14 protein-coding genes are annotated in these 17,119 nt (G+C 37.8%); 6 read left to right on the top strand and 8 right to left on the bottom strand.

Annotated elements, in window-relative coordinates:
* Positions 1-400 precede the first annotated feature (400 nt).
* Positions 401-2,389: a M23 family metallopeptidase gene (locus ACFIMX_RS09740; protein ID WP_375694394.1), complete on the top strand. Its 1,989-nt coding sequence runs from the start codon at positions 401-403 to the stop codon at positions 2,387-2,389.
* 887 nt (positions 2,390-3,276) lie between these two features.
* On the opposite strand, the gene ACFIMX_RS09735 is transcribed toward ACFIMX_RS09740, so the two are convergent.
* The 3 genes from ACFIMX_RS09735 to ACFIMX_RS09725 form a co-directional block, all read right to left on the bottom strand.
* Positions 3,277-4,707: a sensor histidine kinase gene (locus tag ACFIMX_RS09735; protein WP_375694393.1), complete on the bottom strand. Its 1,431-nt coding sequence runs from the start codon at positions 4,705-4,707 to the stop codon at positions 3,277-3,279.
* 224 nt (positions 4,708-4,931) lie between these two features.
* Complete coding sequence (locus ACFIMX_RS09730) at positions 4,932-5,486, bottom strand: RNA polymerase sigma factor (protein WP_375611691.1); 555 nt, start codon at positions 5,484-5,486, stop codon at positions 4,932-4,934.
* A gap of 7 nt (positions 5,487-5,493) precedes the next feature.
* Positions 5,494-5,697: a NepR family anti-sigma factor gene (locus ACFIMX_RS09725; RefSeq protein WP_375610684.1), complete on the bottom strand. Its 204-nt coding sequence runs from the start codon at positions 5,695-5,697 to the stop codon at positions 5,494-5,496.
* 168 nt (positions 5,698-5,865) lie between these two features.
* On the opposite strand from ACFIMX_RS09725, the gene ACFIMX_RS09720 reads away from it, so the two are divergent.
* From ACFIMX_RS09720 to ACFIMX_RS09705, 4 genes are all read left to right on the top strand, one after another.
* Entirely contained in the window at positions 5,866-6,660 is a 795-nt protein-coding gene (locus ACFIMX_RS09720) for a response regulator (protein WP_273791319.1), read from the top strand.
* A 22-nt stretch (positions 6,661-6,682) separates the two neighbouring features.
* Positions 6,683-7,696: a sensor histidine kinase gene (locus tag ACFIMX_RS09715; protein ID WP_375694392.1), complete on the top strand. Its 1,014-nt coding sequence runs from the start codon at positions 6,683-6,685 to the stop codon at positions 7,694-7,696.
* A 978-nt stretch (positions 7,697-8,674) separates the two neighbouring features.
* The gene (locus tag ACFIMX_RS09710; RefSeq protein WP_375618012.1) at positions 8,675-9,040 is read left to right on the top strand and encodes a hypothetical protein; all 366 of its coding nucleotides are present in this window, start codon (positions 8,675-8,677) and stop codon (positions 9,038-9,040) included.
* A 47-nt stretch (positions 9,041-9,087) separates the two neighbouring features.
* On the top strand, positions 9,088-9,534 hold the full coding sequence (locus tag ACFIMX_RS09705) for a hypothetical protein (protein ID WP_375618011.1): 447 nt from the start codon (positions 9,088-9,090) through the stop codon (positions 9,532-9,534).
* A 1,076-nt stretch (positions 9,535-10,610) separates the two neighbouring features.
* Here ACFIMX_RS09705 and ACFIMX_RS09700 read toward each other — a convergent pair.
* The 3 genes from ACFIMX_RS09700 to ACFIMX_RS09690 form a co-directional block, all read right to left on the bottom strand.
* Positions 10,611-11,384, bottom strand: coding sequence for a DUF4167 domain-containing protein (locus ACFIMX_RS09700; protein WP_375694391.1), 774 nt, complete (start codon positions 11,382-11,384; stop codon positions 10,611-10,613).
* A gap of 1,276 nt (positions 11,385-12,660) precedes the next feature.
* The gene (locus tag ACFIMX_RS09695; protein WP_375694390.1) at positions 12,661-12,846 is read right to left on the bottom strand and encodes a hypothetical protein; all 186 of its coding nucleotides are present in this window, start codon (positions 12,844-12,846) and stop codon (positions 12,661-12,663) included.
* Between the two features lie 230 nt (positions 12,847-13,076).
* On the bottom strand, positions 13,077-13,520 hold the full coding sequence (locus ACFIMX_RS09690; RefSeq protein WP_375610680.1) for a hypothetical protein: 444 nt from the start codon (positions 13,518-13,520) through the stop codon (positions 13,077-13,079).
* Positions 13,521-15,176: 1,656 nt separating this feature from the next.
* Between ACFIMX_RS09690 and ACFIMX_RS09685 the strand changes: the two genes are divergently transcribed.
* Positions 15,177-15,347, top strand: coding sequence for a hypothetical protein (locus ACFIMX_RS09685; protein ID WP_375633301.1), 171 nt, complete (start codon positions 15,177-15,179; stop codon positions 15,345-15,347).
* A 242-nt stretch (positions 15,348-15,589) separates the two neighbouring features.
* On the opposite strand, the gene ACFIMX_RS09680 is transcribed toward ACFIMX_RS09685, so the two are convergent.
* Entirely contained in the window at positions 15,590-16,387 is a 798-nt protein-coding gene (locus ACFIMX_RS09680) for a hypothetical protein (RefSeq protein ID WP_375617997.1), read from the bottom strand.
* A gap of 90 nt (positions 16,388-16,477) precedes the next feature.
* Entirely contained in the window at positions 16,478-16,804 is a 327-nt protein-coding gene (locus ACFIMX_RS09675) for a hypothetical protein (RefSeq protein ID WP_375617996.1), read from the bottom strand.
* Positions 16,805-17,119: the final 315 nt, after the last annotated feature.

Genomic DNA, 17,119 nt, shown 5'->3' with positions numbered 1-17,119 from the left:
TTATTTTTTTTAAATAAAATGCCCCAAACAATACCAATAAAATATTAAACAAAAAATCCTATTTCAAGATATTATTGGCAAAATCTGCCTTCATAAAAATAAAACATGAAAACAGCAAGGAGTTCAAAGAGAGCATGGCGCCTTTAAAGTAAAATATAGCACCCCATTGCAATGCATAAAAATAGGAAGTTGCCTAGGAATGAGTTAATCACAATAACGCTTGTTTTATGCTACTTTAATAGGGAAAATTTTCTGCGCAGATACGATTTATAAAGACATTGCTGTATAAAGAGAATCGCATGATCTGTAATTTGTAAAAAGAATCAAATTCCTGTAGAAGCATGCTAAGCTATCTATCTAGCTTTCTTTATTTAATATTGAAAAGTACTCTTATAAATCTATGTGGGATAACGAACAACAAAAAAACGATCCTGGACAAGATCCTGCTCTTGTCGTCAAGCGTTTGCGGCCTGCGCACCGACAGGTCTCTGCTCGTTGGCTTACGGGAACCATTCTGACAGGAATCACTTCCTGCATTCTTATGGGGATTGCACTTTTTACGGCTCTTGATGAACAACAGCGATTGGTAACACCGCCACAATGGTTTACGCAAGAAAACCTATCAGAATCACAAGACCCTGAGGCCAATGGCTATAAAGGTGATCGTATTTCTCCCACCCATGCACGGCAAAGCTTTGACAGAAAACGTCAATTTGAACTATCGATTCTACAAAAAAAAGGCGATGAAAAAGTCATTCAAACACAACATTTTGAATGGATTCGTATGGCTTTAGCCGAAAATCGCCCCCAGAAATATAGTTATCCAAAATTTGATTCTTTAAGCATTCTTGCCAGTGATTCTAAAAATCAAAATATCGCACCACAAGAAGATTCTGGGCAGATTTACGGTGCAAAGGTTGAAACAAAACTCACCTTACGCAGCTATGATTTTAAGGTAAATCAATTCGATTTTGATGACAGCGACACATTGACAGATGAAGAGGCACAACAAGAAGTGCAAAAAGCTGGATTTACTTTAGAAAAGAGCTCCGAACTTCTTTCAGTTCTCACATTGATTGATCCTTTAAAATTAGAAGATGTATCCTCCCCTTCCCAAAGCACAGAATCCCCTGAAGTTCGAATCGTTCAAGAAAATGTAACCGTTTCTCCTCAAAGTCACCGTATCGATCTGACGAAAAACTATGTTGAAGATATTATTCCTATTCGTAAAAAACAAACGATAGCCGATGCTTTCAAAAAAACCAGTTATACAAAAAAGCAAATTGACCAGGTTGTAAAAACGCTAGAAAAAATAAGCCTTTCCGATTCCCTTAAAGAGGGAAGCCTTTTACGCATTGGTATCGTGACACAAGCTGGTGAAGAAGATCATCTCGTACGCGCAAGTATCTATCAAGGGATGCATCATATTCTCACCATTGCCCTGAATGATAAAGGCCAATTCATTGAAAGCACAGAGCCTAAAATGTCTAAAGCTCTTAAAACGGCTTTTCAAAATGGTATTCCGCATTCTTATATCAATAGTGCGCAATTACCAACAGCTTATGATGCACTCTATAGTGCTTTGCTAAGCCATAATATATCACAATCTCTCTCTCATCGTCTTATTCGTCTGCTTGCCACCAATATTGACATGAAAAGTCCGATAACCCCCAATGATCAAATCGAAATATTTTATGCCGTACCACAAAGCGATAAAGAAAACGAAAACGGTAAAAAGAATTTGAAAGCCAAAGAACCCTCCAAAAACGCTGATCCAGAAATTCGTTATATTAGTGCAACTTTTGGGAATACAACTTATAAATATTACCGTTATCAATTAAAAGATGGAAGCGTTGATTATTATGATTCTGAAGGGAAAAGTTCAAAGCCTTTCTTGCTGCGCAAACCCACACCAAATGGCATTTTTGGCTCTCCCTTTGGTCCACGCAAACATCCTATTTTAGGCTATGTGCGCATGCATACAGGAGTTGATTGGGTTGCTCCTAAAGGATCACCCATTATTGCTGTAGGAGATGGTATTGTTACAAGAGTAGGTGTAACAGGTGGCTATGGAAATCACACAGAAATTCAACATGCCAATGGATATGTCAGCAGTTATTCACACCAAAGCCGTTATGCACCAGACATCAAACCAGGCGTGAAAGTACGACAAGGACAAATCATTGGGTATGTTGGAACAACAGGAATGGCAACCGGTCCCCATTGTCATTTTGAAATCATTGTCAATGGCGTCAAAGTTGATCCCATGCGCATTCGTATACCGGATAGCAAAGCCTTAACCAATCAAGACCTACAAACATTCCTACAAGAAAAAAACAATATTGATGCCTTGATCAACAGCCCGATAACCTCCTCCGAAGAAACTTAAAGCATGAAAGCATCTGCATTTTTACGACTCAAAACATCTAAAAATATGCTTTAGCGCTTATTTTTCTTAAAGAGATTTCCGCACTTTAAATATCTATAAAGAATTTGCCGAAAGATGCCACCACCCAAGGTCGCATCACAATGATTAAAAATAAAACGCCCTCCCCTTTTCAGGTTTACGCACAATAGAAAAGTGAAAAATATGAAACCCCAAAAGGCTAACTCTTTATTGTTTATTTTATCAAAACGATAGCCCGTCCTTATTTGTCATGCAATAAAATCTCAAATCAAAGGTGAGTTTTTCTAAAGAACGAAGATTCTAAAATCCATATCATTCTATAAACAACCCGACTTCTTGTTGAATAGATTCCACTTGTTGAATGCTTATGCTGTTCATAGCCATAAAGAACGGTGTTTCATAAACTTTCTGAGCAAGTTATCCTTGAGAATATTTGTTACACACTTTTACAAAAATACCCTATATTTAAAGTTTCACATGCCTTACAAAAAAATAACAAAACTTGAAAAAACAATCTTTTTGCAAAGCAATAGAGCTTACGATTGGCTTAAAGGAGCACTTATTCAAAATAAATTTAAATTTTAACTTAAGCACTTCAAAGCTCTAAGAAAGGAGAACTTTGAAAGCCGATCATCGGAGTCAACAAAGCAAAAAAACAACAAGAGAGAAAATCAAACATACACCAAAAGATAAAGAAGCAAAGTTGTTTCTCTTGAAGGCAATTGACAATCTGATATGAATGGTGCTGTGTTCGCGCTACTGAAGCCGTATTTTTCCTTCTTCTTGTGAAAAGATGCCCTCCCCATACCTTCACGATGAATCAAAGGCAGCATGCCACTGGCAAAGAGAAAATTTACCCTTTTAAAAAATCAGTCAGAGCTTTTTTTTGAACTATTCATGCTAAGTTTTGGCAAAGGAATGACAATCTTTGTACCTCCTAAAGCAGAAGTTTCAAATAGAGGTTTTTCACCAAATTGCATACAGAGCTGTTCCACGACCACACGACCAAGTCCTGTTTTTTGTTTTAAAGTTTGGCTTTTCATTCCCACGCCATCATCTTCTACAATGAGCATCAATTGTCCATCTTTCTGGGGACCAAAGGAGATATAAATATGACCAGACCGTTGATCAGGAAAGGCATGTTTTAAGGAATTGGTTAGCAACTCGCCAAGGATAATTCCAAGTGTTGTCGCATCTCTTGAAGACAGGCGATAATCTTTAAAGTTGGTGTGAATGGTGATGTTTTCACGCAATTCAAAAGGGACTGCCAATTCGACATCATGCACAACAGAGCTGAGAAACTCTGCCAATAGTGTCGTTTCCATATCATCACTTAAGCGCAAACGACGATGTGCTGTAGAAATTGTCTGAATACGATCACGTGCAGCCCCTAGAACAGCACGGACCTCTTCATTTTTGCTCCGGTTTAACTGGAGCCCCAACAAAGAAGACACCGTCCCAAGAGAATTGCCAATACGATGGCTTGCATCCTGCAACAATATTTCAACCCGTTGGCGTTCTTTTTCAGCGTGATTACGTGCTCTTTCTAATTCTTGTGTTCGTTCTTTCACGCGGGCTTCCAGAGCGATATTTTCACTATGAAGCAGCAATTGATACAATTTTAAAGAGCGCATATCACGATGAAAACGATTAATAACAAAATAGGCAGAAATAAAGGTACTCACAACGGAAACAATAGCCGCCAATGTCAAAGCCGCCCGCATCAATGCGATACCCTCACGCTGTTTTTGTCGCACCACATCATCCCCATTAATAAAGCTTGTCATCAATTGAGCTAAACGTGCTACAGGAATCTTTGATACTTCCAAAGAGTCCGCATGAGAAGGTTGAGAAGGTTGTTCAGGAATCGCATCAAGAGCACGCATATGGGCATTCATAAAGGCTTTTCGTGCTTCAACCTCTTCTTTAAAAGCCGTAAACCATTTATACCACTGCGGATGCGCATAAACAATAAGTGCGATATAGTCGAGAATATTCCCCAACTCCCGCTCTGCATTTTCAAAACGTATTTTATCTTCCGCCTTGCGCGTTTTTGCATAGCTGCGGTCAGCAACAGCCATATCAATCAGGCTAATAAGGACTAAATCAGCCTGTTCGCGCAATTCTGAACTTGTATTCAACTGTGCAACTTCTCGATCAACGGCATTTGAAAGCAACATAATAAAAACCGATGCCAAAAGAGCCATAACAAGAGAAACAACAATCGCACCCCACCGCCAGCGTGATATCGTTGCATCAGAAGAAGGCATTTGAGGCATCAAATTTGTTTTTGTTGTCATAGAATGTCCATTGGCGAACTTGAAAGTCGTCATTTTTCAGCACAAAGGAAGGCAACCTTATGGAACATAAAACCTAAAGCCCGTGAGAAAGTTTTATACAGGCTTTTCTTGTGTTCTTAAAGATACAGGCCAAACTTCTGAATTCCCTCAGATACTGACTTTACTGTAATAGCTATAACGGGAATAAAAAAAACAAGGCTATCAATCATAATTATTATGCTTTTTTAGCCGTTAAATGAACACAATGTACTTCCAGCTGAGTAAGAATCAGGACCATAATCAGACTCACCATTGACTTTAAGAAGTTCTTGTAATCGATTACGCGCCCTGCTCACACGGCTTTTAATGGTTCCAACAGCACAACCACAAATAGCCGCAGCATCTTCATAAGAAAACCCCGATGCGCCAATGAGAATAATGGCTTCTCTTTGATCGGCAGAAAGCAAATTTAAGGCTTTTTTGAAATCTTGCAAATCAAGTGATCCATATTGAGCAGGATGAACAGCGACATTTTGAGTAAACACGCCGTCGGTATCTTGAACTTCTCTTCCCTTTTTACGCATTTGACTATAAAATTCATTGCGCAAAATGGTAAAAAGCCAAGCTTTAAGATTAGTTCCCATCTCAAAACTATCTTGCTTAGCCCATGCCTTCATAACAGTATCTTGGACCAAATCTTCGGCTTTATCGTGCTTGCCACTTAAAGAAACAGCAAAAGCTCGTAAAGCCGGCAACACAGAAAGGAGTTCTTGTTTAAAGTTTTTCGCGCACTTTGACATAAAGGATTCAAACCTTTTCCACATTGTTTAAGCCAAATTGCTCTGCGCGCTCCAACTTTTCTAAAAGCTCAAGCAAACACCGTGGCAGTGCTTCTTCTTGAATTTCCATGTAAAATTGACGTAACTTCCGTGCTATTTCGCTATTGACCCCGAGAAGATCATCTCCAACTCTAAATTGTGTGGTGAGATTTTTTTCATCACGGTCGTTCATTTTTCATCCCCCTAATCCATATATTACTAGTAGTACCGCGAAGAATTTTTCGCCTTATGGTTGTAAATATAGCTGCCGGTAAAAAGTTCCATACAAATCAAGGAACTTTTTTATCGGTTGAGAATTTCAACCAACAAAATGCTTGAAAGGTCAAAGGAGTTATAAATTATGTCATTATCAACGCGCATTGCCCCGCATCTTCCCTATCTTCGGCGTTTTGCCCGCTCTGTCACCGGTAGCCAATCCTCTGGCGATGCTTATGTTTCAGCGATGTTGGAAGCACTCATTGCCGACATCTCCATTTTTCCCAAAGCCTCCACTGACCGAATTGGTACCTATTGGCTTTTTTGCCATCTTTTTGACCAAACCACACCAAACATCCCTGAACCCCTGCCCCAATTTGGTCTTGAACAAAAAACCAGTGCCAAATTATCCTATCTCACGCCCCGCGCACGCCAAGCATTTTTGCTCATTGCCGTTGAAGGATTTCATGAACAAGAAGCCAGCGAAATCATGAATCTGGATACGAAAGAATTCCGTAAGCTGCTCAACCAAGCATCCATTGATATTTCTCAACAAATTGCCACTGAAGTAATGATTATTGAAGATGAACCTCTTATTGCACTTGATATTGAGCAAATGGTAGAAAGCTTAGGTCATCATGTTGTAGGAATAGCGCGCACGCGTGATGAAGCTGTCATCATGTATCATAAGAAAAAACCACGGTTGATTTTGGCTGATATTCAATTAGCCGATAACAGTTCAGGTATTGACGCAGTCAATGAGATTTTGAAAAATGACCGTATACCGGTGATTTTCATCACGGCTTTTCCCGAAAGGCTACTGACCGGCGAGCGTCCAGAACCAACTTTTTTAGTGACCAAACCTTTTAACCCTGATATGGTGAAAGCACTTATTTCCCAAGCTTTATTTTTTCAAGAGAATGCTTCTAAAGCGGCTTAGAACAGAGTAACATCTTAAAATTATGATCGTTACGCCTCTTTCAAAGTCCCCCATGGATAGATCTCATATGAGTGCGCTCATGCAAGCGATTCGTGGTGCTGATATTTGTGTTCTCTATCAGGCAACAAATCTGGTTTATTTATGGGCTGAAAACTTACCACACCATTTACACAATAAATGGCGGGTTGGGTGTCGTGACAACGACTTTTTTTCGCTTGACCTTGCAGACAATATGGAAACCATCAAACTGCAAGTTTTAGCGAGTGGCAAAATGCAAACTGTTGAGGCACGTTTTGAAGATACAAATAAACAAGAGATTTGGTACAAATTTTCTATTGATTGCCACCGCAATGATAACGAAGACATTATTGGGATTATCACCACCGGTGTCAATATTTCCGGCTTACGCCGCCGTGAACAAGTGCTTAAAATCCTTCTTCGCGAGGTCAGTCACCGTTCTAAAAACCTTCTAGCGATCATTCAAAGTATTGCCAGCCAAACCGCCCGCTATACTGAATCTCTTCAGGTTTTTTTACGAAAATTTCAAGGTCGTCTTCATTCTCTTTCTCATTCTCAAGATCTGATCACTGATTCAGATTGGCGCGGTGCTCAATTTCGCGAATTGGTCCAAACGCAGGCTTTAGGCTATTTTATGAAAGAAACAGAACGTTTTTCACTTGAAGGCGTCGATCCTTATCTTTTTCCCAATGCCGCTTTGCATATCGGTTTGGCTTTTCATGAACTGATTGTCAATTCTCTTTCTTTTGGAGCCCTTTCCCAAGAAAAGGGGAGCATCTGTGTACGCTGTGAAATCGAAACAAAACTGAATGGCAAAACGCAACTTATCATCACTTGGCATGAAAATTTTGAATCCGGCATCCCTCCCACAAACAATAAAAAAGCCTGTTTTGGTAGTGCCGTTCTCGAAAAAATCGTTCCCATTTCCGTGAATGGTTCAGCTTCTCTCAAATTGACACAAGAAGGAATTGTCTATTGCCTCTCTGTTCCTGATACTTATTTTGATATTTTTTCTTAAAAGAGCATTTCAAACAATAAACAAGAGAAGTTTCCCCTTTTTTAATAAAATGTCTCATCTGTTTATTAAGCACAAAGATATTTTCCAACCTCTTTAAACTAACCTCTATAGTCCCCCAATAGTTCCCCAAAACCTTAACGATGAGAACTAAAAGCCACATAAAATCCATTCCCGCTGTCAATCAACTTCCATCCCTTATATAACCGGCATATTTTAAAACAGAAACCAAAACGATAAAGAGCAAACCGTTTCAGCTTTTATATGCAAAATAAAAGCGAGGCTATTATCCATCTCTTTTTGTGTAATTTTCGCAATGCGTATATAATTTTATTTTGGCAGAATATGAAATTTCAAGGAGTAAAGCTAATATCCATCATCACTCTTCAAATTTACGGGCTTAAAGCCTCCACGACAACGACAATTAATTGATGTAAATTACACATTTTATGCTTTTATTTATCGCATTCTTTAATGGAGATATCCTCTTCAGTTACAATAGGGCATCCTAAAACAGAATACACTTGTGTCCCTCATTCACGCACTTTTTTAATATTTCTCAGCGCATCCACGCTCATTTCAAAACAGTATCTGTAAATAAGATATAATAGCCCCCGTAAAGTGAACCATCAAAACCGCCCCTTGTTACGCCACATCCTTCTTTACCTTCATACCCCTTTTCTCTTCATAAAAGTAGTAGCTGAGCATCATCATACCATTTGTCTCTCATGTTACAACAGCCATTGACCTTTGAGAGCCTCCATAAGAGGCATTTCAGTCTTTTTTCAAATATTACCCACCAACATAGAGCCCCCACACACACCCTTTTATGACGTGCAAGCCAATGACTTTGATTAATTCACTATAGAACCCGCATCTCAAAGGGGAACCAAAAAACTGTAAAACCGTTTAATAGTGAAGAAGCCCCTAGGCTGACAAATTGGAGTCCGCGCTGTCAACCTGTCATTTGGAAAATAATTGATGAATCCCCTTGTTTTTATCCTCTTATTAGTTTCATGTACAGATGATTTTAATAGTTGCTATTCGAACAATACAATGGTTAAAATCTATCCCACGGCTCAAGCTTGTGAACAGGCCATGGTCCCGTCCACAAAAAAGTTTGCATTTTATGGACAACAAATTTTTGCTCAATGTATAAATGTACACCCCAAATTACATCAACAAGAAGTAAACTTGATCTGGTCTGTAACAAACCATGGAAATTTCCTGCTTAAAAGCCAAAACGTAAAGAACAAGCTGTCTACAGTACACAAAGAAGATATTTTACCAACATCGCTTCCTCTTTTGCATTCTTCTTCCACAAACCTCTTGCACAAAAAACTTTAAAAGCATAAACCCATCAGATCTCAAAAAAATAATCAATGAAAGACATGATGGATAATAAGCGAATGCAACCTTCAAAAGACCATCACACAGAGCAAAATTCTCTGCCTCAAGATCTCCCTTTAGACCCTGCTGTAGAACGAGTAAGAAAAAAACTTATGGGTTTAATGATTATTTCCGTTTTAATAACGCTTTTCCTTATTCTAACTGTACTGTTTTTAATTGTTTATAAAGTGATAAAAACCGGATCAGCGCCAAAACAAACAGAGCTATCTTCCTCTCTCAGCAAAAACCCACACGTTATCCATCATACGCTCTCTCTACCGGAAAAAACACAGATTTTGTCGCAAAGCCTCTCAGAACACAATATTGTACTGAAAGTTTTAACCCCTGATGGACAAACAAAATTTATGATTTACAATTATCACACCGGTGCACTTGTCTCCATTCTTTCTGTTGAAACAACAAAAGAGAGATCGAAGATAATGCCTCATTAAGCAAACTAACATCAATAAGCGCTGACATAGCATCCTTGAAGGTTTAAACATTTTCTGCAAGCCGGCATTATCACACGCTTTGCCAGCGCGTGGGTGTTGCCGATAATCCTTGGCGCTAGAGAGAGTGCATAAGAGCCATTTTTATTCCTTCTTATACAAATTTATCCACACGGGCTCTCCCCCGCTTGCAACGTGCAAGCGAATGTTTTTTGTTGATTCAACATGGAACAAATTTGGAAATGAGAGAATTCTAGGGGTTTAGGGGCTCTCACCTAACATTCAAAACAATGAATTATTATTATAAATCAATGTGATAATCATTAAATATTCATCACACGGGCGACGGCGCGTTTTTTACTGTATCCCTTCACTTAAATCTTGGAAAAGAAGAAACCTTTCTGTCAACGCATTCCCATTTTAAGAAAATGACATCACTTGGGAAAAGCTAATGAACGTGCAAGAAATACCTCTTCTTGAGTGCAAAAATTCAACATATTAATTTATAGTGATGATTTATTTTGCACGTCAAATGAGAACCTCAAATACTGTAAGATTCTCTCATCTCAAATCTATTTATGATGAAGCTCATCAAAATCATTTCCTCACATATCCTAGCAAGGAAATCGATGAATAAAATACCTCTTATGAATGATCCGGTATCAAAAGAAGAACTGTTGCAACATTGAAAATTAAAGCAATAACGCCCAGCTTACATCTTTTATTAAGCAAAGATAACCGATGGATTTCACATGATAGAATTCATGAACACCAGCGCGAAATGGGCATGAATACATTGAATAATATTAAATATAAGTGTGAATTAAATAAAACAACGACATTGCGTTCTTCATACAAGAACTAACTCTTAAAATACACGGATGTGGTTTTCTTTATATCCCCTCACTTAAATCTCAGCAAAGAGGCAATCTTTTCTGCCAACAGCCTTCGTTAAGTTCCTGATACTGCCCCGTGAAAACTCAAGGAAAGCGCAAGAAGCTTCTTGAGCATATTATAATTTACTATCATGATACCAATAACATCACCACACAAGCGCGCTTACACAGCCCCCTTCAGGTTTAAACATTTTCCTCTGCCTCAAGATTGACCACTCGGCGACGGCGTGGTTTTCTCTGTATCTCCTCACCTAATCCAGGCAAAGAAGAATCCTCTTTTGTTGCTGTTTTTGTTGCTGTTGATGCATCTCCATTGCTAGAGCTTTCTGCTGTTGTAAGTGAAAGCTCAAGAGATGATTCATCTTGAGTCCGTACAGTACGTCGACGAGGAGAACGACGTATTTTTTTGACAGGTTCAACATTTTTCTCAGAGAGGCAGTGCTCTTGATCTGTTTTTTCATCCGATAGAGCCTCTAAAGCGTTTTCTCGCGCATCCCCATTTTGCGCTTTATCATATTGGTCATTACCATTTTTTTGCGACGACATTTGTAATACATCTGTATCACCCTCGACAGCATCCTTTTTTTCACCATCAAGATTTATTTCACCGCATTCTTGCCCATTGTTTTCATCACGATTTTCGTTTTCATCACCACGATTTTCATCACGCCGAACCGATTGAGACATTTGCCCAGTTGCTGCTAAAATAATACGCAAATAGTGCTCGGCATGTTGTAAATAATTTTCCGACATAACACGATCGCCTGCACCTTGTGCATCACGCGCAAGGCTTATGTATTTATCGGCAATTTGCTGAGCATTCCCGCGAATTTTAACATCCGGACCGCTACTTTCATAATTGCGAGACAACGGATTAGGACCGCGACGATTATTATTGTTATTACCATTATTGTTATTATTGCGACCGCGTACCCGTCTATTTTGTTGTGGCCTCATCTTTATCCCTTTTTGGAGTGTTTGTCTTATGTGTGTCTTAATTGACGCTTCCTCATTGCATTATCTTTTGATAATGCTGATCATGTTTAACATACGATTATCAAGCTATCCGCGTTTATTTCACTCAAACGAACCCTACTGATATTGATAAAAGCATATATTTTCTTGAAAATCACAAAACAGCAGGGAAATCGTAAATCAAAAATTCCCTTTTTCTCTGTCAAACAGCAGAAACCTAATGATGTTCACGTAAAATGCCAAGTGTTTTTTTTAAAATAAACCATATTTCACTAAAAAAATAATTATCTTGTGGAAAACAAAAAGGAAAACACACATATAACACCCCTGACAAAGAAAAAATTCCTGCCAGAGAATAGTATAAGCTTCCTTTTTTGCTCTAAAACCACCGCTCCTAAAAACGCCGATATTCTCTACCCCCTCGTGCATTTAACTCTTAAGCACTTCCCTCCCAACGAGTCACTGCGCGAACCTCTTTATTTTATAAATATAGCCTCTCTTCATCGCTAAAGCAACCCCTTGCGAGCGATAATCCACGATCGCCTCACAAAACCTCTTAACTTTTATAGATAGATTAACACGAAGTATTATTCAAGCCCTATAATCACCAAGAGATCAATCTTCTTTCCCAAACAAGTCAATGATACTATCAATTTTTATTTTAACCCATAGAGTTTTTAAGTTAATCACAGTTTTTATTTATAACAAATTGAGATTAAAAACAAAATATTTAAATACAAAAAAATATCAAATTATGAAAAAAACGACCAATATGTCACACTTTTTTAAAAATCAGCTTCTTCTCAAAAAAATACCCTCCTCAAAGCCTATCAATAAGAATGGCCTAACGTATTTCCTTACTTAACTTATCTTTTCTGATAAAGAATTTTCTGATAAAGAAAACTAGAATTATAAAACAAGCACATTTTTAAACCCAGCACAGCGCTTTACGCATGAAGAAGCCGTAAATGTTTATAAAAGGAATGTTTTTTTACTCATTTTTGTCATGTCTATTGACTTACACCCTCAAAAAAGGCAAGTTCTCAAATCACACTGATCTGTCAACAATGAAAATACTTATAAAATTCATACACTGAATTGATCTGTAATGATAATTCATATTTTTTGTGTTGAGTAAGAAAACTTAATACCGTAGCATTTTTCATCCTCAATCAGTTTGCTGTTGAATCAATCTCTTTTTCTTGCATGTTACATGTGGGAAAACCTGCGTGGAGTAAAAACGATAAAAAAGTGCCTCTTATGAACCGTCTCTAAGGCGAAAGGGTTGTCGAGAGGCACCATTGGGAGCGAGCAAAGTGTGAGATAGTACCGGCTTACTCTTTTTTAAACCATAAAGATGAACTTTCTTTATAAATTTTATACATTTCATAAGGGTTTTACCATTATACCATTCACCAGAACCATCACGAAATGGATTTCCCACACTCGTTATTTCCCTTAAAAAAGCGCAACAAATCCTCCTGAAACTCCACCACGCCCCCTTAAACATTTCAAGGAAGCCATCCATACCTTATGTCGCCACACCTTAAATAAGAAGTGCGATATAACAAGATAAATAAGTCAAATTTCTACTGCTCTTGAGGCAGATAGTAATTTAAGAGGTTTTTATCTTTTCATCAAAATTCGCATCCTTTTAACTTTCCATATAAAAACTTAAAAGTAATTGCGCCTTTTGCCTGTTTTATTTTCTCTTTCATTCAGAAAACAGTCTCGTAAGAGAAAATAATTTCCATCCCCAGGACGGACCCTCGTCAAACATTGTTTTTTAGCACTATCAGAAAGCTTATCCCACATTTCACGAATAGCAAAATAGGCCTCACTTTCCAAATTAAGACAATGCTGATAAACCTCTCTTTTCATATCGGGCATAACGGAAGCAGAAATTTCCTTGCAATATACGCGTAGATCAAAAACAGGAATAACCAATTCAACGGGTGCTTGTTGTGTTACTTTTTTATGAGAAGAAAAATAACTAACCACCTTTGCAACAACAAAACACAAAAACACTATACAAAAAAGTATTATGCAAACAAAAGCAATCTTGCGATATAATCTTTTGAAATAAGCCTTTTGTCTTGCTCGGATTCTTTTTTCCATAAAGATTGTACCCTTTAATATCCCAAGAGAAGCTTTTACAGCAAAAAATGATAGAAGTATCTGTGTACACAATACAGGTTATAGCCGCAAACGATCAAGACTCTTATGTCAAAAGACTCTCTTTTTTATCGTATAATTCTTATCGTATATAATTCTTATGAAACACTTTTCTCATGCCCTTTATGAAAAAATAGGGATTATGATTTTCTTTCACCACCTTAAAAGACGAAGATTCTTCATCCATGCGGCTTTATAAACAATTCGTCTTCTTTAAGACATGTCATATTGATTTATAAAGAGTATTTATTGTTTTGCACGTTGAATGAGAAACCCTAATACCACAGGATTCTCTCATCCTAAATTTGTTTTCTGTTGGAACGATCAAAACCATGTCGCTTGCAAGTTACAAGCGGAGCTGGTATGTGGATTAAAAACTGTACAAAAAAGGCATATGCCTCTTATGAATCGTCTCACGAACCAAGGCTTTCGTAACATTGGAAACTGGAAAAATATATGAGAGTACCAACCTGCACTTTTATGAAGCATAAAGATGAGGGAGTTACCTTATAAGTTTTATACATTTCATAGGGGCTTTACCCCTATACCATTGACGAGTGTTCTTGTAAAAGGGACTTGGGAGTGGGATATCTCTTTAAAAACAAGTCCATGAATATGCAATAAATGTATATTCGGAGACAAATAATATTTTAATATTTGAGGCATTCTGTTTTTATGTGAGAGGCATGATCCCAAGAAGACACACGATACATAAAAGCATAAGGCATTATCTTCATTATTTAAATAATATTGCTATAGATAGTTTTGAAAATTATAAAGGAAAAAGATGATAGTCCGAAGAGTGATTGATATGACTTTATATTTTTTCTCAATAAGGTTGTCTTCCTATTTCAGAAATCACTCAAATACAGCCCTCATCTGGCATATATAAAGTCTAGCTTACAAAAGCTGGAATCGCTCAGAGAGTTTTGCCCTTCTGAATCCGTAAGGCTCTCATTCTTCTTTCTCTCAAACATGCTACAGCTTTGAAATTTGATGTTGATTGACAAGCAACAAAAAAAGCTCTGCACTCTCTTAAGAAAACAACGCCTTAAAGTTACACACATAATGGATTGGAAAGATGTCCTAGCTTTTTATCAAACGCGCTGTAAAACAACGAGCGTAACATATTAGCTTTGCTTATCCCAAAAATGTTCATCCCAATCTCTTATATCTCAATCTCTTGCATCCAATTCCCTAGCCTTCAACTCCCTTGCATCCAATTCCCTTGTGTCCAATGCATAAAAATCAAGTTGAAGAAAATATATGGACACCCCTGAACTCGAAAATATGAAAGGAAGGCGTGACAGAGTTTCGCGTTCCTTTGTCATGCAAAAGCATTAGACATTCTGAAACAAGCACACTTACTGTCTCGTAATGATTCCTTTTTTCTGCTACCGGTCAAATCCCTTTATTTAGAGAATTGGCTATCACAAGTTATGCAACAAATAGCGCTATATGCAACAAACAGAACCTGATTTATATCCGCATGGAATTCGTTCCAGTTTACATGATTGGCTCACAAAATCCACTTGACTTTCCCCTTTGTCTTTTCCCCTCATGGGATCTCTATCACCATAGAACAAAAAGCGATATTTTATGACGCTTTATGGACAAAATCCCCACCGCCCGAAGAGTTCATCACATGACGAAAAAAACACTCCCCATATTCACCACACACAAACACTTCAATATATAAAACTTACATGCCTTCTATCACCGCACTCTCAAAAAGCAGCACGACAACAAGATAAGAAATTATTGATGTAAAACTCCAAACAAAGAAAAGAACGGATTTTCTAATCGAGGTAAACAAATACTGTTAAATCAACGCTTCCATTTTTGATGATGTCACACCTATGCTTTATAGCACCCCTATCACACTTCATAATACCGAAAAATTTTCTCTGCCCTACGCACTATGCGCATCAGAACCAATCAAATAAAACAGAAATGCGCTATCTTCCTACTTTTTTGTTTTTGATTAAATAGCAAGATATAGCTGTAATTCTTTAAAGAGCTTCATACCATAGATTCATTTTATACATAATATCATCAACAGAATGTTTGTATGTGCTGCAGGAAGAATCCCCAGAACGCTCCATATGACCACTGGATGAAGAGCTGTTACAGGATTCTACAAGAAATGCCAGTGACATTGGAGATAACGCATCCTCGCTATCAGAATAATAAGCTGATAAAAAAGTGTAATCTTGTGAAGGAAGTGTCCCCGAATTTACTTGTGATGGAGCGGCAACAAAAAGAGAATTAAAGGTTCTAGGACCAATGACAATATCGCCATTCGCTTGCCGCATAATACTTCTTGCAGAGTATATATGATTTGTATTGATTGCCCCCAGCGAAGCCCATTCATCCTGCCATAAATATGCATAATAAAGATCCATAACTTGTTCATGTTGAACAACGTTGTCAGCAGACATGGCAGTATCAAAGAGTGAGTTAGGAACATAATAAAAATTTATATCTGGAATAATTTCATATAGCCAGTACGTTTCATCAGGATTATTAGCAATCTGTTGCCGCGCCATTCTGTAAACTGCATCCATATTTGCAGTTGTAGACACAAATGCTGAAGTCTGTTGAGCAAGAGAGTGCCCAGTTACATGATGTATGATATCCTGATCATCCCCCCAAGGGGCAAAACCTCCTCCAAAGAATATAACAGATGGAGAGCGATCATCTATACGGAAAACCATATGGGGAGGATCAATAGCATATGACAGATTTACATCTGAAAAGAAAAAAAATAAAACTGTCACTAAAAATACTGAGAATGCTCTTTGAAACATTTTTATACCTTTGATATACACTCCATATTTTATACCTGTAACCTCTTGAAGCGTTACAGATATAAAAAGGGAGAAAAACCCCTATTGATCTTATTTTAAAGTGATGGCTAAAACCCTTTTTGCTGGCACATGACCCGCTTCAAAAATAACCATTACTTTTCTGTTCAAAATGACTGCGGTTTTTGCCAAATCCAAAATACTTTTTCCAACAATGTTATCACAGCCCCAAACACCTTTTTGAATGTCTGAAGTAGGGCTGATACCGTATCTGAGCTCTAGGAGACATTGTGCTCCTGCGCTAACGACTTGAACCGAATTAAGATAACCGTTTTGTTCATAAACTCCAGCATGAGAAACACCTGTTGTTAATGCTATTATCACCAAAACGATGGATATTTTTTTCAAAAAGCTTTTCATAATTTACCTCTTTTAAATTTATTGCAACGGACATGAAATGCACCCCCATGCAATCTAATGGATATTTTTAACCTCCTCGCCTCCTTAAAGACGAGAATTTTAACCAGCTTTAGCCCGTGATAAGACTGCCTTATCTCAGTCTATTCTTACCTCTATCCCCGCTGTTGCACGATTTATTTTACAGGCGCTACAGCAAAGCCTTCCCTTATTGATGCCGCGTGAATGATGACTCATGCACACAACAAAACACCGTATGCACAAGCTCTACCATTGGCGATATCTACCACTGACAATGTCTGCCATTGTTAATGTACG

This window comes from Bartonella sp. AD24XZML, from assembly GCF_042196485.1.
In the GTDB taxonomy this organism is placed as follows: domain Bacteria; phylum Pseudomonadota; class Alphaproteobacteria; order Rhizobiales; family Rhizobiaceae; genus Bartonella.
Note: the sequence above shows the minus strand (reverse complement) of the source record. Positions and strands in the feature narration are given on the sequence as shown.